Annotated in this window: 20 protein-coding genes; 8 read left to right on the top strand and 12 right to left on the bottom strand. The window is 37.2% G+C overall.

The annotated features are described in order from the left end of the window. Positions 1 to 2 precede the first annotated feature (2 nt). The 3 genes from LVD16_RS15540 to LVD16_RS15530 all read right to left on the bottom strand — a co-directional run bounded on the left by LVD16_RS15540 (position 3) and on the right by LVD16_RS15530 (position 1,905). Positions 3 to 215, bottom strand: a complete 213-nt coding sequence (locus LVD16_RS15540) for a hypothetical protein (protein ID WP_233769191.1) — start codon at positions 213 to 215, stop codon at positions 3 to 5. Positions 216 to 369: 154 nt separating this feature from the next. Further along, on the bottom strand, positions 370 to 549 hold the full coding sequence (locus LVD16_RS15535) for a BF3379 family histone-like protein (RefSeq protein ID WP_233769190.1): 180 nt from the start codon (positions 547 to 549) through the stop codon (positions 370 to 372). A 108-nt stretch (positions 550 to 657) separates the two neighbouring features. Beyond that, positions 658 to 1,905, bottom strand: a complete 1,248-nt coding sequence (locus LVD16_RS15530) for an aminotransferase class I/II-fold pyridoxal phosphate-dependent enzyme (RefSeq protein WP_233769189.1) — start codon at positions 1,903 to 1,905, stop codon at positions 658 to 660. A gap of 164 nt (positions 1,906 to 2,069) precedes the next feature. Between LVD16_RS15530 and accC the strand changes: the two genes are divergently transcribed. From accC to LVD16_RS15510, 4 genes are read left to right on the top strand one after another with little or no spacing between them, the layout of a single operon-like run. After that, a complete protein-coding gene (gene accC / locus LVD16_RS15525) occupies positions 2,070 to 3,572 on the top strand; it encodes an acetyl-CoA carboxylase biotin carboxylase subunit (protein WP_233769188.1) in 1,503 nt (500 codons plus the stop codon). Between the two features lie 6 nt (positions 3,573 to 3,578). After that, on the top strand, positions 3,579 to 4,880 hold the full coding sequence (locus tag LVD16_RS15520; protein WP_233769187.1) for a DUF1015 domain-containing protein: 1,302 nt from the start codon (positions 3,579 to 3,581) through the stop codon (positions 4,878 to 4,880). Further along, entirely contained in the window at positions 4,843 to 5,418 is a 576-nt protein-coding gene (locus tag LVD16_RS15515) for a Maf family nucleotide pyrophosphatase (RefSeq protein ID WP_233769186.1), read from the top strand. Before LVD16_RS15520 ends, LVD16_RS15515 begins: the two co-directional genes overlap by 38 nt. A gap of 1 nt (position 5,419) precedes the next feature. Then, entirely contained in the window at positions 5,420 to 6,346 is a 927-nt protein-coding gene (locus LVD16_RS15510) for a CPBP family glutamic-type intramembrane protease (protein WP_233769185.1), read from the top strand. Between the two features lie 35 nt (positions 6,347 to 6,381). On the opposite strand, the gene LVD16_RS15505 is transcribed toward LVD16_RS15510, so the two are convergent. The 5 genes from LVD16_RS15505 to sdaAB form a co-directional block, all read right to left on the bottom strand. Next, entirely contained in the window at positions 6,382 to 7,212 is an 831-nt protein-coding gene (locus LVD16_RS15505; protein ID WP_233769184.1) for a glycosyltransferase family 2 protein, read from the bottom strand. Further along, positions 7,209 to 7,988: a glycosyltransferase family 2 protein gene (locus tag LVD16_RS15500; protein ID WP_233769183.1), complete on the bottom strand. Its 780-nt coding sequence runs from the start codon at positions 7,986 to 7,988 to the stop codon at positions 7,209 to 7,211. The genes LVD16_RS15505 and LVD16_RS15500 overlap by 4 nt, the downstream gene beginning before the upstream one ends. Positions 7,989 to 8,110: 122 nt before the next feature. Beyond that, positions 8,111 to 9,502 (bottom strand): efflux RND transporter periplasmic adaptor subunit, encoded by a 1,392-nt coding sequence (locus LVD16_RS15495; protein WP_233769182.1) that lies wholly within the window; start codon positions 9,500 to 9,502, stop codon positions 8,111 to 8,113. A 6-nt stretch (positions 9,503 to 9,508) separates the two neighbouring features. Further along, positions 9,509 to 10,984, bottom strand: a complete 1,476-nt coding sequence (locus LVD16_RS15490) for a TolC family protein (RefSeq protein WP_233769181.1) — start codon at positions 10,982 to 10,984, stop codon at positions 9,509 to 9,511. A gap of 12 nt (positions 10,985 to 10,996) precedes the next feature. After that, positions 10,997 to 11,674 carry an L-serine ammonia-lyase, iron-sulfur-dependent subunit beta gene (sdaAB, locus tag LVD16_RS15485; RefSeq protein ID WP_233769180.1) on the bottom strand — a complete coding sequence of 226 codons (678 nt, stop codon included), beginning with the start codon at positions 11,672 to 11,674 and terminating at the stop codon, positions 10,997 to 10,999. A 156-nt stretch (positions 11,675 to 11,830) separates the two neighbouring features. Here sdaAB and LVD16_RS15480 point away from each other — a divergent pair, with 156 nt between their 5' ends. After that, on the top strand, positions 11,831 to 12,664 hold the full coding sequence (locus LVD16_RS15480) for an aminotransferase class IV (RefSeq protein ID WP_233769179.1): 834 nt from the start codon (positions 11,831 to 11,833) through the stop codon (positions 12,662 to 12,664). Here LVD16_RS15480 and thyA read toward each other — a convergent pair whose 3' ends face one another. Further along, positions 12,665 to 13,459, bottom strand: a complete 795-nt coding sequence (gene thyA / locus LVD16_RS15475) for a thymidylate synthase (protein WP_233769178.1) — start codon at positions 13,457 to 13,459, stop codon at positions 12,665 to 12,667. A gap of 238 nt (positions 13,460 to 13,697) precedes the next feature. Between thyA and LVD16_RS15470 the strand changes: the two genes are divergently transcribed. From LVD16_RS15470 to LVD16_RS15460, 3 genes are all read left to right on the top strand, one after another. After that, complete coding sequence (locus LVD16_RS15470; protein ID WP_233769177.1) at positions 13,698 to 13,901, top strand: hypothetical protein; 204 nt, start codon at positions 13,698 to 13,700, stop codon at positions 13,899 to 13,901. 55 nt (positions 13,902 to 13,956) lie between these two features. Then, positions 13,957 to 16,200, top strand: a complete 2,244-nt coding sequence (locus LVD16_RS15465) for an efflux RND transporter permease subunit (RefSeq protein WP_233769176.1) — start codon at positions 13,957 to 13,959, stop codon at positions 16,198 to 16,200. An 87-nt stretch (positions 16,201 to 16,287) separates the two neighbouring features. Continuing rightward, positions 16,288 to 16,464 (top strand): hypothetical protein, encoded by a 177-nt coding sequence (locus tag LVD16_RS15460; RefSeq protein ID WP_233769175.1) that lies wholly within the window; start codon positions 16,288 to 16,290, stop codon positions 16,462 to 16,464. On the opposite strand, the gene LVD16_RS15455 is transcribed toward LVD16_RS15460, so the two are convergent. Genes LVD16_RS15455 through LVD16_RS15445 form a run of 3 tightly spaced genes read right to left on the bottom strand, consistent with a single transcriptional unit; the run spans position 16,430 to position 20,686 of the window. Continuing rightward, positions 16,430 to 17,272 (bottom strand): CheR family methyltransferase, encoded by an 843-nt coding sequence (locus LVD16_RS15455; RefSeq protein WP_233769174.1) that lies wholly within the window; start codon positions 17,270 to 17,272, stop codon positions 16,430 to 16,432. The two genes, LVD16_RS15460 and LVD16_RS15455, sit on opposite strands and share 35 nt — an antisense overlap. Next, the gene (locus LVD16_RS15450) at positions 17,259 to 20,066 is read right to left on the bottom strand and encodes a PAS domain S-box protein (RefSeq protein WP_233769173.1); all 2,808 of its coding nucleotides are present in this window, start codon (positions 20,064 to 20,066) and stop codon (positions 17,259 to 17,261) included. The genes LVD16_RS15455 and LVD16_RS15450 overlap by 14 nt, the downstream gene beginning before the upstream one ends. Then, the gene (locus LVD16_RS15445; RefSeq protein WP_233769172.1) at positions 20,066 to 20,686 is read right to left on the bottom strand and encodes a hypothetical protein; all 621 of its coding nucleotides are present in this window, start codon (positions 20,684 to 20,686) and stop codon (positions 20,066 to 20,068) included. Before LVD16_RS15445 ends, LVD16_RS15450 begins: the two co-directional genes overlap by 1 nt. Positions 20,687 to 20,689 lie beyond the last annotated feature (3 nt).

Genomic DNA, 20,689 nt, shown 5'->3' with positions numbered 1-20,689 from the left:
AATTAGATAAACATGCTTAAGACAAGCAGTGTCATAGTCACTATAACCAGGGCTATAAACACCTCCATAACGGAAAGCATTTTGAGATTTTTCCGATCTCCTTTATCAGAGTTATTCTTAAAAGCATTAGCCATGGTATTAAAAAGCTTGTTCATATCCAGCACAATTCTTGGAGTTACTAAAGTGAGGATTTTAGGCTGATTGAAGCCATGCATAATCTCACAAATACACTTGGGAATTTGCTCAAAACAAGCCTGAAAGCATCAGAACGATGATTTCGATGTTAAAATGGGAAGTATTCCTGAAAAAATCAGGGCAAAAAAAAAGATGGTCTGAGACCATCCTTTTCTATCTTCTGAGTAAATTATATTATCCTTGGTTCTTTTTGTCTTGAACTTCTACTCTGATATCTTGAGCTAGATTTTTCAACTCCTGCATTCCTTTTCTCACTCTAGTACCTGCAGCGTTATTTGCTTTACTATAGAATTTTTCGAAGTCAGCTTCCAATGACATTACTAAATCTTTCAGTTGCTCAAATCTGTTTTCCATACTTGATAATTTTTTAGGTTATTTAAATTTTTCTACAATTGATTTTGAGCTGGCAATATACTCAAAATGTTTATAATTCAACCAAAAACCGAGTTTTTTTTGATTTTTTTACTTGGTTATTGATATTATTTCTTCTCTTTGGTATACACCTTTATCCAATTTTTCTTTCACAGACGCAAATGCCTTTATTGTCTCCTGAACATCATCTAAGGTGTGAACAGCTGTAGGTATAAGTCTAAGCATAATCACATCTTTAGGAACCACCGGATAAATAACCATAGAGCAGAAAATGTTGTAATTCTCTCTAAGGTCCATGGCCATGTTAGCAGCTTCGCCAAGTCCACCATGGAATAATACTGGAGTTACAGGTGATTTTGTAGTTCCAATATCAAAATTATTTTCTTTAAGCCCTGACTGTAAAGCATTTACAACCTTCCAAAGGTTATCTTTAAGCTCAGGTCTTGTCTTTAAAAGCTCTAATCTTTTCAATGCTCCTATTACTAAAGGCATAGGTAAAGATTTCGCAAATATTTGTGATCTTAAGGTATATCTTAAGTAAGTAATTACAGAAGCATTTCCACCTACGAAAGCACCAATACTAGCCATTGATTTAGCGAAGGTAGAGAAGTATAAATCTATACCGTCCTGACATCCTTGCTCCTCACCTGTTCCAGCACCGGTTTTACCCATAGTACCGAATCCGTGAGCATCATCAACGAATAATCTGAACTGATATTTATCCTTAAGCTCAATAATTTCTTTTAGCTTACCCTGGTTTCCAGACATACCGAAAACACCTTCAGTGATAACCAAGATACCACCGCCTGTTTCATCAGTGATTTTCTTAGCTCTTTGAAGCTGCTTCTCAAGGTTTTCAATGTTGTTATGCGGGAAAACGAATCTTTTACCCATGTGAAGTCTTACACCGTCAATAATACAAGCGTGAGACTCAGCATCATATACGATAACGTCTTTTCTGTCAACAGCAGCATCAATAATAGAAAGTACACCCTGATAACCGAAGTTAAGGAGCATAACAGATTCTTTATCAATGAACTCAGCTAGTTTTTCTTCTAGCTCAATGTGATGTATAGAGTTACCTGACATCATACGAGCGCCCATAGGATAACCTAATCCCCACTCTTTAGCGGCATCAGCATCAACTTTTCTTATTTCAGGATGGTTAGCCAATCCTAAATAGTTATTTAAACTCCAGGTCAACACTTCTTTCCCGTTGAATTTCATTCTTGGAGCTATTTCACCTTCCAATTTTGGAAACATGAAATAATCCTTTGGGAGATGAGAATGCTGTCCTAGCGCTCCTTCTTCTACTCTTAATTTATCAAATAGATCCACTACTCTTTGTATTTTATTCTAAAACGTTCGATTCTTTCAAAAAAGCACACAAATCTAAGACTAATAAGCATCTTCTCAAAAGTGTAGGTTTATTTAATTAAATCTGCATTTAGAAAATAGCAAATATTTAAGTAGCATTGTGATATACCAATACCCGGTTTTCTATGTCATCTATAAAAAAAATACTCGTTGCCAACAGAGGTGAAATTGCCTTAAGAATCATTCGTTCTGCTCAGGAAATGGGCATTAGCACTGTTGCAGTGTTCAGTGAAGCAGACAGAAATGCCCTGCATGTAAGGCAGGCAGATGAGGCTGTTTTGATAGGTCCGCCACCCTCTGCACAATCGTATCTTCAGATAGATAAAATTATTGAAGTTTGTAAAAAACTGAACGTAGATGCCATACATCCGGGCTATGGATTCCTATCTGAGAATGCTGCTTTTGCTCAGCGAGTAAAAGAAGAAGGTCTTATTTTCATAGGGCCGTCTCCGGAAGCCATTGAAACCATGGGTAGCAAACTGGCGGCGAAGGCAGCCGTAGCTAAGTTTGATGTGCCATTGGTACCGGGAACAGAAAAAGCCATTGATGATATACCTGAAGCTAAGAAGATAGCTCAGGAGATTGGGTATCCTATTCTTATAAAAGCCAGTGCCGGTGGTGGTGGTAAAGGTATGAGAATAGTAGAGAAAGAGGCAGATTTTGAAGAGCAGATGGATCGTGCCATCAGTGAAGCTAAGTCAGCTTTTGGTGATGGCGCCGTATTTATAGAAAAATTCGTGACTTCACCTAAGCACATAGAGTTTCAAATATTAGGTGATTCTCATGGCAATATTGTGCACCTTTTTGAAAGAGAGTGCTCCATACAAAGAAGACATCAAAAAGTAATAGAAGAGGCACCTTCTGCCATTCTTACCGAAGAGAAAAGAAAAGAAATGGGCGAGGCCGCTGTGAATGTGGCTAAGTCCTGTAATTATACCGGGGCTGGTACCGTAGAGTTTATTGTAGATGATAAACTTAATTTCTACTTCCTGGAAATGAACACCAGACTTCAGGTAGAACACCCTGTTACAGAACAGATTACGGGCTTAGATTTGGTAAAAGAACAAATAAAAATTGCTGAAGGCCAGGCGCTAAGTTTTAAACAGGAAGATCTTAGCATAAACGGACACGCCGTAGAAGTAAGAGTATATGCGGAAGATCCTAAAAACAATTTCTTGCCAGACATAGGACGCCTTAATATATATAAGAGACCTCAAGGACCTGGAGTACGTGTAGATGATGGTTTTGAAGAAGGCATGCAAGTGCCCATTTATTACGATCCAATGATTGCCAAACTGATTACTTTTGATGAAGACCGTGATAAGGCTATTCAACGAATGATCAGAGCTATAGATGAGTACGAAATTTCAGGCATTGAGACCACGCTTCAGTTTTGTAAGTATGTATTAAAACATGACGAGTTCACCTCAGGTAAGTTTGATACTAAATTTGTTGATCAACATTTCACACCTGATGTACTCACTGCCCATACTGATGAAAAAGCAGAACAAATTGCCGCTGTATTTGCCACTGTGCTTATAGAACAAAACAAAAAAAGTAATCAGCAAGAACATGTCTCTACCTCTGCCACAAAGAGCAAATGGAAAAGCAGAGCTAGAAATTATTAAGATAGTATGGCAGAAATAAAACCGTTTAAGGCCTGGAGGTATAATACGGAACTAATTACTCAAATAGAAGATCTTACCTCCCCTCTTTTTGATGTAGTATCAGAAAAACAAAGAAAAAAGCTATACAACAATCCGCTTAATAGTATTCATCTCTCCGTTCCCGGTGAAGATAATGCCGCAGAAGCTGCAGCACTAAGGTTGCAGCAGTGGAAATCAGATGGCATCATTCAGCAAGATGCTCTACAAGGTATTTATGTTTATTACCAACATTTCTCATTACCTGGAAGTCAAAGAAAATACTGCAGGAAAGGTTTTATCTGTAACATCAAGGCATATGATTGGGATGAAAATGTAATCCTTAGGCATGAAAACACCATCCCAAAAGCGGTAAATGATAGAATTGAACTGTTAAAAAACACCGAGCTTAATGTAAGCCCTACTCATGGTCTATATACCGATGAGACTTTTGAGCTAGAGCAATATATGGACGAAAGCATGAAAAACCCTCTCTATGAAACTGAAGATTATCAGGGAGTTAGAGATGTTTTAAGTGTTATCCATGATGCAAAAGTTATCAGCAGATTTCTGGAAGTGATTAAGGAAAAGCAGATTATCCTTGCGGACGGACATCATAGGTATGAAGGCTCCTTAGAATACAGAAAGAGTCAGACTAAAAACAATCCTAATCACACTGGTCAGGAAGGTTATAACTACCACATGATGTTCCTCACCAATACTGAGTCTGATGATTTAAGAATTCTACCCACTCACAGGGTCATCAAAGGTTTATCAGATTTTGATGAAGAGGAAATCATGAAAAAGATAGCGGCCGATTGTACCATTAAGCCGGTAGAAGAAGCGCACACCATTCATGAGGTTATTTTGGGTAAACCGTGGGCTTTTGGTCTTATCTTCAAAGAAAATGCCTATAAAGTGCGCCTTAAACCGGAAGTACTTGATAGCAACCCGTGGGATTTTCCAGAGCAAGTAAAAAAGCTTGACCTGACCGTAATGCACTATTTCATTATTGATAAAATATTAGGAATTAAAGGAAAAGACCAAAGGTCTTCCGAGCATATTAATTTTGACAGAAGTATGGGCGATTGCCTGACACAGGTAATCACCGGAGAAGCTCAGATGGCCATTATAACCAATGAGGTATCTATGGATGATGTGAAACAGGTTTGCTATAGTGGTAAAACTATGCCTCAAAAATCTACTTACTTCTACCCTAAAGTGATTTGCGGTTTTTTATTTAGCTCTATTAAAGATGATGAATTTATACAGTCCATTAATTCTTGCTTCTAAGTCACCCAGAAGGCAGCAACTACTGAAAGCCGCTGGTTTCGATTTTGAAATCAGAACTAAAGATGTCAATGAGGACTATCCTGCTGACCTGGCTGCCATTGAGGTGGCCCCTTTTTTAGCTCAGAAAAAGGCAGATGCTTTCTTACCAGAACTGGATAATGAAATCTTGCTCACCGCAGATACAGTGGTTATTGTAGATGAACAAGTTTTAGGAAAACCCGCCGACTATAATGAGGCCTTTGAAATGATCGAACTAATGTCTGGCAGAACTCATTTGGTTTGTTCTGGGGTCTGTATTGCAGACAAAAGTCAAAAGCATATTATTTCAGATACTACAGAGATCACTTTCAAAACGTTCTCTAAGGATGAAATAGACTATTACATCACGAATTACAAACCATATGATAAAGCAGGTGCCTATGGTATACAGGAGTGGATTGGTATGACTGGCGTGACAGCTATGAGCGGCTCTTTTTACAATGTGGCAGGCCTCCCTGTTCATAAAGTTTATGATATCTTAATCAACAATTTTCAGTAGTTTGAAACAGATTATTAAATACCTGAAGGGACACCTTAGGGAAGATTTTCAATGGTCATACTACCTTACCATAGCTGCATTTCTGACATTCACAATGTCAGTGAATTACTACTATGATTTTGAAGATTCCGTTTTAGATAGCTATTATGGCAAAAGTATAAGGCTATTTTATTATTTCCTTTTCTACTGCTTCGCCTATTACTCGGCCACCGTAATTATGGCCTACTTTAAAAATCAATGGCATATTTTCAAAAGCCCAGAGTATTGGATAAAGACCCTGTTGATATTGGCCATATTAGCCATTGATACCGCTTTCCATTACCATAATATCATTTTAAAAGAAGTGGTAGACATAAGAGTCTATTACTGGGCCAGCAAAGTAGCTAAAAACCTGGTGAATATTATCACCACCATTATTCCGCTAATCTTATTCTACAAGTATTACGATAAGCAACAAAAAAGCTTCTACGGCTTGACTGTGAAAGGTTTTGATTATAGAACCTATCTGTTTATGCTGGCTGTGATGATTCCATTAATTGGTGCAGCTTCATTCATAGATAACTTCTCCAATTATTACCCGCTCTATAAAGATAATCAGGCTTATAAAATATTAGGCACTCCAGAATGGGTGCCTGCCATAATTTATGAACTGGCATATGGCTGGAACTTCCTTACCATTGAGTTGATGTACCGCGGATTCATGATTTTGGCTTTGTGCTCCATCTGTGGTAGAAATGTGGTTATACCAATGGTAGTTACTTATTGTTTCTATCATTTTGGAAAGCCTGAAGGTGAAGCCATAAGCTCAATATTTGGAGGCTATATTTTAGGAGTAATTGCCCTGGAAAGCCGAAGTATTTTCGGAGGTGTGCTAATTCATATCGGCATTGCCTGGCTCATGGAGCTTTTTGCTTGGCTACAGAAGTGATATAAAAAAAGCCTGTTCAATGAACAGGCTAAATTTTAATCTTCTTTCTGACCGATTCCATAAGATGTTTTCACAACCTTATTCTTTCGGGTATTCTTTCTAATAGCCAGGTTAGCTTCTAAAGATTCTTTTGTTTTATATCCTCTGGCATGATCAAGATGCACACAGATGGCACGGTGCCTGATCTGCTTGCCTTTCACACCATAGTTTTCAAGCCTCTCACCTATTTCACGGTCTGGCCCTCCATAACGCATTCTTTCATCATAACCATTAATATGAAGTAAGTCCGCTTTATAAGCCGAGCTATTACAATTGTTGAATGAGGCATTGGCAGGAGTTACGAAATCAAGAAAATTAGCCCATTTTCCTTGAGCTCCTAATTTCCTAAATTGAGATGTACCCTGAAAACCCTGACTCTTCAGCCAATCAATATCAAAACATCTTTGGCTATTCACATCATCTCTGGTAATGGCCTTGCTTACATCCATGGATAGTTTACAATAGCCACCGGAAAGGAAACGGCCTTTTTCCATATAAATAGCATGTGTTTCCACAAAATCAGCTCTCGGTATGCAGTCACCATCAGTGAAAAGGATGTAGTCATACTTTGCCTTCTGAATGGCTACATTAAGAATAGTTTGTCTTCTATAACCCTGATCTTCATGCCATAGATGCACGATATCGAGGGCCGATTCCTTTTTAAAACGCTCAATTATTTCACGAGTATCTTCTCCACTACCATCATCAGCTATAATGACTTCGAAGTGCTTAAAAGTCTGATTTTCATAGCCCCAAAGCACCTTTTCCAACCACTCCGGCATATTGTAAGTGGCCATTATTACTGATATTTTCTTATCCTGTATCATTTTCGTTTAGCGTTTCTATTCAGCTCCCATAATCTGAGATACTTCATAAAGTTTAAATATGAAGTTAAACCGCTGAAGATAAATCCATAATAGCCATCTAAAAATCCTAACCTCAAAATATACTTTCTGAAGAATTTATAGAGCGGACTAAATATTACTTGCAGCACAAAATTGGCATTTTTTCCTTTTTCATACTTAGCATGTGCAGCAATAATTGCAAACTTTTTGATCTGCTCATAATGCTCCTCAAGATTCTCATAGGCATAATGAAGGATATCTCCTTTGAGTTTTTTAATCTTCCCTTCTACAATCACCTTATCATGAGGATTAGTTCCTCCCCATTGCCCTTTTGTTCTATCCCAAAGTCTCAGCTTCTTATCCGGATACCATGAATATTTAAGCCATGCGCCGCAATAGTTATTCAACCGGTTAAACACATAGCCATCGGCATCCCAACTATTCTTTACCTTTAAAATGGAAGCTTTCATATCTTCAGAAACTCGCTCATCAGCATCCAATGAAAGAATAATGTCATTCGAAGCCTGTTTCATGGCAAAGTTCTTTTGCTGAATATGGCCATCAAAAGCATGGCTTATAATTTTCGCTCCATATTTCTCAGCTATGGCAACGGTATTGTCTGTACTTAGTGAATCTACAACTACAATCTCATCCACCACATCCTGCATTGAATCGATGCAGGCGGCTATATTCCGCTCCTCATTGTAGGTAATTATGACTCCAGATATTTTCACTGGGTTTCCCAAATTGTGAATCATTTACTTTTTCAAAAAAACAAAAATAGCACAATGGAATTATCTTTCTAACTAATTCCAGAATAACGAAAAAGAGCCTGACAACATGCCAGGCTCTTTTGTATTTCATTTATGATCAGAAGTTGTTATTCTTCCTTTTCCTCATCATTATCGGCTTTCTTCTCCTTCTTCTCAGCTCCGTTAGCCTTCACCTTCTTACCGTCTTCAAGACGCTTAGATACCGCCAAGAATGGACCACTGATCACCTCTTCACCTTCTTTAACTCCTTCTAAAATTTCGATGTTATCATAATCGCTGATACCAGTTTTCACCTCTCTCATTTTTGCTACTCCGGCTTCATTTACGAATATAACCTCTTTTACCTCTTCTCCTACTTTGCTCTTAGTATCCTCATCTTTCTTAGGCTGATCATCTTCACCTTCTTCATCTGCACTAAATCTCTTCTTGTTAGGATCTCTCGTAGTTACCGATGATAATGGCACAGAAAGGACATTGTTTTTACTGTTAGTGATCACATCAACACTAGCGGTCATACCTGGTCTGAACGGAAACTTATTTCCTTCTTTCACTAAATCAGCATAAGAAGAGTTCAATATTCTGATTCTTACTTCAAACTCCGTAACCGCATCTGCACTGGCTTTTTCATTAGCCGTATTAGCAATAGAAGTAACTATGCCCTTAAATTCCTTTTCCAAGTGCGAATAAGCATCTACATCAATAATGGCAGTATCTCCAAGAGCTACACGAATGATGTCATTCTCATTCACATCCACTCTTACTTCCATTTTGTTAAGATCAGCTATTCTCATGATCTCAGTACCTTGAAACTGCTGAGTTCCCAATACCGTTTCACCTTGCTCCACATTAAGCTTAGATACTGTACCACTCATAGGAGCTGTAACTGTAGTTCTTCTCAGGTTCTCTTGTGTCTGACTTAAAGAGGCCACACTACTTTTTACTATATATCTGGCCGCCTCTAAAGACTTCTGAGCTGACTTAAGATCATTTTTAGCCACATCATAGTTTTGCTGCGCCAATTGCCAATCTGCCTCAGAGATAACCTGCTCTTTATATAGCTTCTCTTGTCTCTGGTAGTCTAACTCAGCTCTTTTGAAAGTAGCCTCAGCTCTTGACAATGCTGCTTGTGAAGATGCCTGGTTAGCTCTCTGCTGATTTAAAGAAGCGGCTGATTGCTCCACCGCTGCCTCAAAATTATCAGGTCTTATTTTCGCTAAGATCTGTCCTTCACTTACTGAGTCACCTTCTTCCACATTAAGTTCTATTAACTCACCAGAAACTTCAGGGCTCAGTTTTACTTCAACCACGGGCTGAACCATACCTGAAGCACTTACTTTTTCAGTAATGGAAACAAGTTTAGCTTTGGATACGTCTACTTCAAGTTCATTGGCCTTGCCTATTAATCCCGCAGATTTTGCGGCGACCAACAGAACAATCAGGAGTCCGAAACCTCCTATCAACCAGTAAATCCATTTATTTGATTTTTGTCTTTTTGCCATCGTGATTTAAAATTCTATTTTTTTACCCTGATAAAAGTCTAATACTTTGAGTTTGAATACATAATCATATTTTGCCCTAAGCAAATCCGAATTAGCTTGAAAAAGCTGATTCTCAGCTATTTGAAAGTCAGTGAAGTTAGCCGCACCGTTTTCATATCTCTGTTTAATCACCCTAAATGATTCCTGTCTGGCTTCTACTTGTATTTGAGAAACTTTATATGATTTTGCAGCTGCCACTACATCATTATAAGCCTGCTCTATATTTTGCCAAAGCTGGTATTTAACATCCTTCTCGTTAATCTCTGCTCTTTTTTGGTTTATTACTGAGCGCTGAACACCAGCCCTAGCCGAAAAACCATTGAAAATAGGAATACTTAAATTAAGATTAATTGATCTACTAAGGTTATCATCTACCTGATCACCAAATGAGTAGCCATCATAATAAGTACCTGAAGGTCTAGTCAAGTTATCGATCGAACGAACCTCTGTAAGACTACCATCATCGATATATCCAATCACGGGATTTTGCTCTATAATTACAGGATTTCCGCCATCGGGAACAAATCTTAGTTGATCTGCAGCATCAGAATATCTTGTGTAAAATCCTCCATTCAATGAAAGTGATGGATAAAGAAAGCCTTTTGAAGCTCTAACTGCATACTCAGAACTCATGCTATTATACTCTGCAGCTTTAATGCTTGGCCATCCATTCAGAGCAGTTTCATAAATTTGAATTGGTGTTTCATCCATTAAAGGATTAATAGAAGCAGTATCGATTTCTGGAATAACGATATCAATTTGTTCTTCAGGAGGTAATTGCAATAACTGCTTCAACTGAATTTTGGCAGTAGTATAATCATTTTCCGCAGTAACAATATTAAGCTCATTAGTAGCCTTCTGGGCCAGAATATCCAATAAGTTAGATCTGGCGAGTGCACCCGCATCCACTTGTTTTTGAGTAATAGTTACCTGCTCATCAGTACTGTTTAGCTGCTTTCGAGCATTTTCTAATAATTCTTTAGTAAACAGCACATTGATATAGTAACTAGAAACACCCAGAGCAACATCATTCTTATTGGCTTGTAAATTCTCTTCAGCAGAATTAAGGGCATACTTATTTTGATAAACCGTATTTCTCAGCCTGAAACCATTAAAAAGAAGTACGCTACTTGATAAACTAGCACTACCCGAGGCTATTCGCTCATTTTCAACGAAAAGGTTAGTTGTAGGGTCAATAGATCTACCCCAGCTAAACCCATATTGAGAGTTACCATTTAAATCCGGAAGCTTAGCCAATTTAGATTGCCTAAGTTCAATCTCCTGACTTTGGAGATCAAGCATAGATCTTCGAATGTTGAGGTTATGTCCCATGGCATAATCAATACACTCAGGAAGTGTCCACCGATTAACTTTCAGTGTATCCTGAGCAAATGCCCCTGAACTTATAATCATTAAAAAAATAAGCAATCTAACTGCTTTCATATGCATCTTTATTTACAAATCAATATCTGGTATATAAATTACTTCTTTTACCCATTTAAGGCTTTCTATATAAGCCAACGTAACTTCTTTAATTCCACTGTCCATTTCTATGACCAAACAGGCGAGATCATTCTTACCTTTTCGGGAAACTGACATGGTGGCGATGTTACAATCGTCATGAGAGAGAATGTTAGCGATATAGGCAATACTACCTTTTACGTCGTCAGCTTTTAATATAAGGGTATGAAGGCTGGCAGAAAAATCTGCATTAAAACCGTCAAATTCAGCTATATTAATAAGCCCCCCACCTTTACTCTCTCCTATTATTTCAACTTTTTTATCTCCCTTTTGGAGATTGAGTTTAATAGTGTTCGGATGATAAACTGAAGCATTTCCTACGGACTTAAATGCATATTCCATCTTTTCCGCTTCCGCTATTTCAAGCGCTTGCTTTATTCTAGGGTCATCCGTTTTATAGTCCATAAGGCCGGCTATAATGGCCTTATCACTTCCATGCCCTTCATAAGTTTTGGCAAAAGAGTTATAGAAAGTAATTACCGATTTATCAGGTCTGCCTCCTAAAACTCTAATCGCCGCACGAGCAATCCTTACCACTCCTGCTGTATGAGAACTAGACGGCCCTATCATCACCGGACCAATCATATCAAACACGCTACTTTTCTCTGCCATATTCTCAATTTCAATATTAATGATAATTTTACTGCAATTATATTTAAAAGTATGAATGGTTTAAAACCATTATAAAATTCAAATTTGGATGATGAACTTTTTATTAAATTACTAAATACCTGTGAAAGGCGCATCTCTGATAAATATCCTTGATTAATGATTGCTTTATATAACCATAAATGGATTGAAGATAAAATCTTGCTAAATCTTAATGATCGGGCTTTACAATTTGGCGACGGTCTCTTCGAAACTATACTATTCTCAGATCATAAACCGCGGCTTCTTAACTATCATCTGGAAAGACTATCGGCTGGTGCGTCTGCTATGAACCTGAGCTTACCTGAAAGCATCCTTAGCTTAAGAGATAATCAGGTACCACTTATTGATTTAATAAATAGAAATGATCTCGCAGAGCAAACCGCCAGAGTTAAATTGATCATCTGGAGACAACATGAGGGTCAGATAGGCTATAGCAGTAATAATACTGAAGCCAATAGCCTCATCACAGCTAAGGCACTTTCACATGTCTCAGTAGGTTTTCCAGAAATTTCATTAGGGCTTAGTGAAAAGGTTACGAACTACGCATGGCATATGTCACAATATAAAAAACTTAATAGTCTCCCTTATATAATTGGCTCCCAAGAGAAAAATGAAAAAGATGTAGATGAACTAATCATAACAGACACAAATGGAAACATAAGTGAGTGTATTTCATCTAATATATTCTGGATAAAGGAAAATATTGTGTATACACCCTCACTCAATACAGGTTGTGTTGCAGGTGTAAGGCGAGCTCATCTGATGAATGAACTACGCCATCATGATATGGAAGTGAAGGAAGTAGAAATACCTTTAGAAGATATAAAATTAGCCGACCTGGTCTTCCTTACCAATAGCTTAGGAATTAAATTAGCCACCAGCTTGGAAAGTACTCAGCTCAACATGAAAAAAGACCACATTGAGCTGCTAAAAAAAGTTTACTCGAGTTAATTATACCGCTATAGGCGCTTTAATCGAAGGATGAGCCTCATAATTTTCAATTTTAAAGTCTTCATACTTATAATCAAAAATGGACTCTGGCTTACGCTGAATTACTAGTTGAGGTAGGCTCATTGGCTCTCTGCTCAGCTGTAAATTAGCTTGTTCTATATGATTAGAATAAAGATGTACATCACCTCCGGTCCAGACAAATTCTCCAGGCTCAAGATCACACTGCTGGGCAAACATATGCACTAATAATGCATAAGATGCTATATTAAATGGTACACCAAGAAAGTAATCAGCACTTCTCTGATAAAGCTGACATGAAAGCTTACCATCGGCCACATAAAACTGAAAAAGAGCATGGCATGGCGGCAGGGCCATTTCATCAACCTCAGCAGGATTCCACGCACTTACTATATGCCTTCTACTGTTTGGGTTCTTCTTTATTTGCTCGATTACCTGGGCAATTTGATCAACCTTGCCATCATTAGGTGTGGGCCAACTTCTCCATTGAGAACCATAAACAGGACCTAGATCTCCGTTCTCATCTGCCCATTCATCCCAGATGGATACGCCATTATCTTTTAAGTACTTGATGTTGGTATCTCCACTTAAGAACCACAGCAGCTCATGGACAATAGATCTTATGTGAAGCTTTTTAGTTGTCAATAAGGGAAAACCTTCCGAAAGATCGAACCTTAACTGCCTACCAAAGACACTTAAAGTTCCTGTACCCGTTCTATCGTCTTTTTGGACACCATTATCCAAAATATCTTTCATCAAGTTTAAATATTGCCTCATTTTGCGCTCCTTAAATTATTCAAACAAAAGTTAAAACATGTAGTTTTATAAATAGCGAAGATAAGGATTAACATCTTTAAATACACTTATATGATGATAATCCCTCCCTAGCTCAGAAATATTAACTATAGAAGTATTTATTTAAATTAAATAATCTAAAATGTTGATAATCTGATTTTTATTATATAAAATGCATATACTTAAATACGGGCTTTAATTCAAATAACTGGATTTCTATATGATTAAACATTTTTTCAGCCCTAAACGCCAGCGTATCATTCAAGCCGTTAAAGATTATTATGACGGGTCTATTGAATATATTCCATTTACCGACAAGGAAATTAAAGAAGTTGCCCACTGGGTGGAAGGTGTAGAACTTCCAAATAAGGACATGCTACTGGCCAAGCTCAATATGGCTCAATTGATTAAAGCAAAAAGATAATCACTTTTTAAACCTAATAATCAAATTGCTGCCTATGCTTGTATAATTTTGCCGCATGACAAAAAAGTACCTGAGTCTAGTATTCATTGGCATAGCATTCTTCACAATCCTATTTGGCTATTTTCTTAAAGATTTAAAATTTAACTACGTTTTTGAAAGCTTCTTTCCTACTGATGATCCAGAGTTGGCATATTATCAGGAATTCGAGAAGATTTTTGAGAATGACAATAATTATCTACTAATAGGTCTTAGTAATGATGGCTCTGTCTTTGACAGTACTTTTCTATCGAATGTAAAGCAGCTAACGGATTCTCTGGAAGCCGTTGAGGAGATTAATACTGTCACATCGCTTACCAACTTTGAAACTCCTGTCATTAGTAAGGCCGGTCTTTTTCAGATACCCCTGGTCCACCTTTCCTCAACCAGACTGAAAGCTGACAGCACTCGACTTTACAACATCCCTAATCTGAAAGAGAACTTCATTAACAATGAAGGAAATGCTACAATTATAGTTATCAGACATGATATTTTAAAGGATAAAACCTCTGCAGACGATCTGGTAGATAAGGTTATAACTCAGCTAAACACTTTAGGATTTGACGATTACCATGTAGCCGGAAAAACTTACGCGCAAGGCATATTTATAACCAAGATGCAGAAGGAACTAGCCGTATTTCTATCTGCTTCAGTGCTGTTGGTCATGGTTTTCCTACTTATTTCCTTCAGAACCTGGTGGGCCGTTTTAGTACCCTTGATCATAGTTATGCTTTCCACTATTTGGATACTGGGAATTATGGCACTTACGGGCAAAACACTAGATATTTTAATGGTGCTTTTACCAACTATTATGTTTGTGGTGGGCATGTCTGATGTAGTACATATCCTTACTCGATATATAGAACAATTGCGTAATGGATTTAGCAAAATCGAAGCTGTAAAATCCACAGTTCGGGAGGTTGGTCTAGCCACATTTTTAACGTCTCTTACTACCTCTATTGGTTTTCTAACCTTACTCACCGCCAGCATCCAACCTATCAAGGAATTTGGGACATATACGGCGCTTGGAGTATTTATAGCTTATGTGGTAGCCTTTACACTGTTACCCGCGTGCCTGCTCATCGTACCAAAACCAAAAATTTCTGACAAGAAAAATCAGCAGGCTACCTGGTCAGGATTTCTAAGTAAATCTTTTAAATGGGTGATGATTCAAAGAAAACCTATTCTCATCATCTCATTTACTCTGGCTATTCTTTCTCTATTTGGTATTTCCAAAATACATATCAATACCTATCTCATTGAAGATTTACCAGATGATGCCCCCTTGAAGAAAGACTTTACATTCTTTGATAAGAATTTCGGGGGCTCCAGACCATTTGAGCTTACAGCTACAGTAGATTCCGATCACGATGTACTAGATCCTGAGGTTATCATCGAAATGGATAAACTTGAAGCCTATCTGAAATCAGATTTTAAAGCTGGAAATATTATATCGCCAGTTAGTTTCATAAAAGGTGTAAATCAAGCTTTAAATGGAGGTGTGTCTACGGAATATACTCTACCCAATAATGTTAAAGACTGGAAAAAAATAGATCAAGCACTTAAGAGATATCGAAATAAACTCCCCTCAAACCTGCTAAGTGAGGATCATAAAATTGGCAGAATAAGCATGAGAGTGGGTGACATTGGAAGTTCTTTATCGCTTAAGAGAACTGAAGATTTAAGAAATTTTATTAAAGCCAATACCGATAATTCAATAGTGAAATTTCAAGTTACAGGCACCTCTAACCTCATTGATAAGAATAACGAATATCTGGCAAAAAATATGTTTATAGGCTTGGGAATAGCCTTTATATCCGTTGCGCTTATTGCAGGCTTTCTCTTTAAATCATTCAAAATGATAATTATTACCCTGGTACCTAACATTATTCCACTACTGATAGTAGCTGGACTTATGGGAATCTTCGCTATCACCCTAAAACTGAGTACCTCAATTATATTTACTATTGCCTTCGGAATAGCAGTGGATGACACCATTCATTTTACTAGTAAATTTAGAATGGAATTGTCAAAAGGTAAGTCTATACTTTATGCGTTGAAGCGAACCTATCTCTCTACTGGTAAGGCTATTGTGGTAACAAGTATCATTTTATCAGGCGGTTTTTTTGATCCTGCTACTTTCCTCTTTTGGAGGAACGTTTTATACTGGTTTACTCATAAGTCTTACATTGATTTTCGCCCTCATAATAGACCTAACATTGCTCCCAGCATTAATAATCCTATTTTTCACTCAGAAAAATAAATAAAATAATTACTTTTGTATTAATATATTACACACATGATTTTTAAAAATAAATGTGTATATTAGGTTTAACTTAACTCCAAACCTATGAAATTAGAGTACATAAAAAGCATTATCGCAATGCTCAGACAGTCGGAGCTATGTGATAACCAGGTAGAATTATTTGACAATCTCTATGATCTTTCTTTGAAAGAATTAGCATTAGCACATAGAGAAGCATTTAGCGTGCTTAAGCACTCACCTGGGAAATATCTTGTGGGATAGGGTATTTTGAAAATACCCTGAGATTTGAGAGAGTAGTATTATATTTTTGCTTTTGTTGGTCTGACAGCATAGAGTCATAGAAGCCCATGATGTAGTATCCATCCGGCTTTAAGTGATTATAAAACTTGTTCACCAACTTTTCTTTCATGCGCTGATCAAAATAGATCAGAACATTTCTATTAAAAATAAAGTCAAACTCTCCTGGGAATGCATCTGTGATAAGATTATGATACTGAAATCTTACATTTTTCAGTAAGTAATCTTTCATAATGATGTGTTTATCATCAGTATCGTAATATCTACTGAAGGAAGAAAATTTGTTAAAAACTTTATAATTCTTTTCATAATCAAGCATTTTCACCTTGTGGTAAATGCCTTTCTTAGCTTCCTGCATCGCTGTCTGGTTCATATCAGTAGCTAATATCTCTACGTTATCGAGCATATTTAACTCATCAAGTAGAATGGCTAATGTATAAACCTCTTCTCCGGTGGAACAGCCTGCATTCCAGACTCTTATCTTTCTATTCACAGAATAGTTAGAAAGAAGCGTCTTGAGCTCTATCCAAACTTGTGGATCTCTGAACATGGAGGTTAGACCTACACTAATCTGATCCATAAAGCTATACACCAGATTTCTATCCTGCAGCATCATAATCCAAAGCTCATGTACGCTATTTACTTTAAACACATGCAGAACTCTATTGACTCTCCGCAATAATGATTGCGGTTCATAGCAAGTAAAATCGAAGCCATACTTTTGAAAAAGTACATTAGTGAATGAATCTAACTCTGCCTTAGTAACGTTCATGATGATCTGATTTTATTACCTTACTCCTCTCAATTAAAATAGTCACTATCTTCGATAGCTTATCCTCCAAATCATATATAGCACTGTATGAAATTTGAAAATCCTTCTTTTCTCCATCAGAATTGATAAATGTGAATTCTCTTTCCAAAAAGTTATTCTGCTTAATTTCCTTGATTATTCCTTTGATGATGGCAGGTGTTCCACCGTCAACAAACTCATGAAAAGGTTTTCTTCGTAATTCGATTCGATTGTATCCAAAAAACTCCATAAATAATGTGTTACCATTTTTGAAGGTGCCATCTGGGTGTAACTCCATTACTGGCGTAGTACTCTTCATCGCATTAACAATTCCCACAAGGTCTTTTTGCTTTTCCTTTTCCTGGGTGGTAAACTGAGCATACATCATCACCTTATAAGGCTTGCCACTGATGTCATTTATGGGATTGAAAGTACCAACTAACCATAGCTCCTTGCCATTTACATCCTTCAGTTTGAATTCTCCACTGAAGAATTTACCATCTTTTAAATTAGTCCACATTAGCTCTGTCTGTGGTTTTAGGAGCTCGCTCGGCGGGATAATGTCTGAATAATGAATTTTATTATTCACTGTAAGGTCTATTCCAGTGATCCCATCAAAAATCTCATTGGTTTTCCTCAAATGGCCATCTAAATCGAACTCAGCTGTAGCAATAGTCTTATTGATCGCTTCCATTTGGTTAGCCAACTCCACCTCCTGCTTACGCTTTTCAAACTTCAAGATTTTTTGCTGGGTAATGTCCGTTACGAACTTCACAATCTTGTATGGTTTCCCATTTATATCGAAAATAGGATTATAAATGCCTTTTAGATGAACCTCTTCTCCATCTTTGCGAATGCGCAAAAACTCATCACTTAATACCTCTCCTTTCTTAAGCTTTCTCCAAAAGTCCAAATAGGCTGATGAAGATTTCTCATCTCTTGAAACAAACATTTCATGATGATTACCAATAACTTCATCCCTGGTATAACCAACTATTTTAAGGAAGTTTTCATTAACATCAATCATCCTACCCTCAACATCAAACTCAACTATAGCATTTGATTTACTTATCGCATTGAGCTTGTACTGATAATCTAAAGCTTGCTTCTTCGTATCAGTAATATCTGCTTGAATAGAAATGAATTTATCAATATTGCCGTCTTTATCAAATACTGGATTGATAGCCATAGAGATCCAATAACTCTCTCCCGTTTTCTTATAATTAAGAATCTCTTCGTAAACCGACTCCTCTCTTAAAAGTCCTTCCCTTATTCTGCTTATAGTGTCTTTGTTAGTATCAATTCCCTGAAGAAACGAACCTGGTTTTCTCCCCACTACTTCATACTCTTTATAGCCAGTCATATCAGTAAACCCTTTATTTACATATTCAATCAGGCCATTTTTATCAGATATAATTACTGCATTATTGGTATTATCAGCTACAAGAGATAGTTTTTCAAATTCCAGATCTTTGAGTTTGCGGGAGGTAATATCTCTTACCAATCCAAGAATTTTACTTGTTTCCCCGGCATTGTCCTGTATTGGAGAAAATGAAACCGAAAGCCATTTAGGCTTTCCTGTTTTTGATCTGGTCTGATAATGTTTTGTATCTTTTTGACAGCTGCATATCTCCCTAAGAAAATCCCTATTGGTATCTTCCATACCAATTATATCATTATAAGTCCTTAGTCTCAATTCTGATTCAGAATACTCAAGAATTTCAGATATAATAGTATTGGAATGAACGATCTTGCCTGAAGTATTTAACTCAATTAAGCCCATCGTGCTGTTGATACCCCCAACAATTCCATCCAGCTCAGATTGCTTGCGACTCATCTCTTCCTGAGTAGCACTGAGTTCTTCCATATTCTGCCTCATTTCCTCTTCCCTAGACTGCAACTCAGTAGTTAAAGTCTGAGCCTCTTGAAGTAAATGAGTGGTATGGTCATTATTTCTCATTGAAGCGAACACTGAGGCTATATTTTCACCCAGCTGCTCTAAAAACTTTATCCTATATGCAGGAAAGGCATTGAAAGAAGCTAATTCAATTATACCGTAAACAGTTTCGTTCAATTTTAATGGAACAAGTACAACATTTCTAGCCGTTGACTGCCCCAATCCAGAGGTTATCGTAACATAATCTTCTGGCACATCCAGTAAGTAGACTGTTTCTTTCTCTAAGTAACACTGACCAATTTGCCCTTGCCCTATCTCTATCCTCTTTTCCCTTATTCGAACCTTATCATAAGCATAACAGGCGGTTAACTCAAGATATTCACCCATCTCATCGTTCTTATGAACAAACAATCCGCCTTGATTACCAGAGATATATCTCACCAAATTAGTAATTATATCTTCTGATAACTGCTCTACATTTTTATCATGTGATCTTAAAAGCTCACTAAACTTTGCCAACCCCTCAATCCTCCAATTTCTCTTTTGCTCTTCTTCGTTGAAGCGTTTCATATCAGCATCAACCCTTAGAATAGCTTTGGTTAATTCATTTTCTTCATCAAGTACAGAAAATTGCCTTTCTCCCTCCTTGCCTAGATTAGCAATCACCCTTGACGCCTCGTTCATTCCTTTCTCTACTATTTTTCTAGTTTTAGTCTGCTCCTCCAAGGCTTCATGAGACCGATACTTCGACCAAATACATAATGATGCTGCAGCAATAATAAGTCCTGACGTAAGCCAGGAATTATGAAATATGAACTCTACTGCTACTACAGTAGTAATTATTGCAGCAGCGCTTATGTATTCGTTAAAGGATTTCATCACACAAGATCTTTTTGTCTGGTATCTACACTTCCAATTCTATCTAGAAAGTCTGAGGTTAATTTCCAGATAAACTGGGGTCTTAATTTTGAATTGTTTTCTGAAACAAATTCGGTATCTGCCATGATGAAACAGTCTTCTATGCCTGTATCTTTTAAATCATGGGTTAACTTATCCACCAAGTCATGGTGACTAATTCGGGATAAATGAGGTACATCTCCATAAATAGAAACCCCAAGATAATTAGAGAATTCAGTGATAACAGCGGCTGAAAGGATATTATCCAATTCCATGAGAATAGCCTCCGTTTCCATCATCTTGGCCTGCTCATTATCTTTGGGCGGCATGCAAGCTGCATGAATTTCATCTGCCTCGCGCCTGTTAAATATAAGATAACTTTTTCCGGCCAATTCTCCCATCATTGAGGTGGTTAATAATATCAATTCATCTTCAGATTTCAGATTTTGCAAAACCCGCCAGTCATTTTGTAAAATTTCAATTCTGGCTGGTTTTATGGTAATTCCATCGTTCGTTAAAGCAGAAAATGAGTTGGCAGCATTCTTATACCCCTTATCAAGCAAACTAATAGCAATTCGTTCTGTTTTTTTATCTAATTTCATGTT

This window comes from Fulvivirga ligni (assembly GCF_021389935.1).
GTDB classification, from domain to species: domain Bacteria; phylum Bacteroidota; class Bacteroidia; order Cytophagales; family Cyclobacteriaceae; genus Fulvivirga; species Fulvivirga ligni.
This window is presented reverse-complemented; position numbering and strand designations above follow the sequence as displayed.

Coding starts and splice junctions, on each gene's coding strand:
- LVD16_RS15495 (WP_233769182.1), bottom strand. CDS start 9,502: ATGGCAAAAAGACAAAAATCAAATAAATGGATTTACTGGTTGATAGGA.
- LVD16_RS15540 (WP_233769191.1), bottom strand. CDS start 215: ATGCATGGCTTCAATCAGCCTAAAATCCTCACTTTAGTAACTCCAAGA.
- sdaAB (WP_233769180.1), bottom strand. CDS start 11,674: ATGGCAGAGAAAAGTAGCGTGTTTGATATGATTGGTCCGGTGATGATA.
- LVD16_RS15490 (WP_233769181.1), bottom strand. CDS start 10,984: ATGAAAGCAGTTAGATTGCTTATTTTTTTAATGATTATAAGTTCAGGG.
- LVD16_RS15450 (WP_233769173.1), bottom strand. CDS start 20,066: ATGAAATCCTTTAACGAATACATAAGCGCTGCTGCAATAATTACTACT.
- LVD16_RS15460 (WP_233769175.1), top strand. CDS start 16,288: ATGAAATTAGAGTACATAAAAAGCATTATCGCAATGCTCAGACAGTCG.
- LVD16_RS15515 (WP_233769186.1), top strand. CDS start 4,843: ATGATGAATTTATACAGTCCATTAATTCTTGCTTCTAAGTCACCCAGA.
- LVD16_RS15465 (WP_233769176.1), top strand. CDS start 13,957: ATGACAAAAAAGTACCTGAGTCTAGTATTCATTGGCATAGCATTCTTC.
- thyA (WP_233769178.1), bottom strand. CDS start 13,459: ATGAGGCAATATTTAAACTTGATGAAAGATATTTTGGATAATGGTGTC.
- accC (WP_233769188.1), top strand. CDS start 2,070: ATGTCATCTATAAAAAAAATACTCGTTGCCAACAGAGGTGAAATTGCC.
- LVD16_RS15480 (WP_233769179.1), top strand. CDS start 11,831: ATGATTGCTTTATATAACCATAAATGGATTGAAGATAAAATCTTGCTA.
- LVD16_RS15520 (WP_233769187.1), top strand. CDS start 3,579: ATGGCAGAAATAAAACCGTTTAAGGCCTGGAGGTATAATACGGAACTA.
- LVD16_RS15470 (WP_233769177.1), top strand. CDS start 13,698: ATGATTAAACATTTTTTCAGCCCTAAACGCCAGCGTATCATTCAAGCC.
- LVD16_RS15500 (WP_233769183.1), bottom strand. CDS start 7,988: ATGATTCACAATTTGGGAAACCCAGTGAAAATATCTGGAGTCATAATT.
- LVD16_RS15535 (WP_233769190.1), bottom strand. CDS start 549: ATGGAAAACAGATTTGAGCAACTGAAAGATTTAGTAATGTCATTGGAA.
- LVD16_RS15455 (WP_233769174.1), bottom strand. CDS start 17,272: ATGAACGTTACTAAGGCAGAGTTAGATTCATTCACTAATGTACTTTTT.
- LVD16_RS15445 (WP_233769172.1), bottom strand. CDS start 20,686: ATGAAATTAGATAAAAAAACAGAACGAATTGCTATTAGTTTGCTTGAT.
- LVD16_RS15505 (WP_233769184.1), bottom strand. CDS start 7,212: ATGATACAGGATAAGAAAATATCAGTAATAATGGCCACTTACAATATG.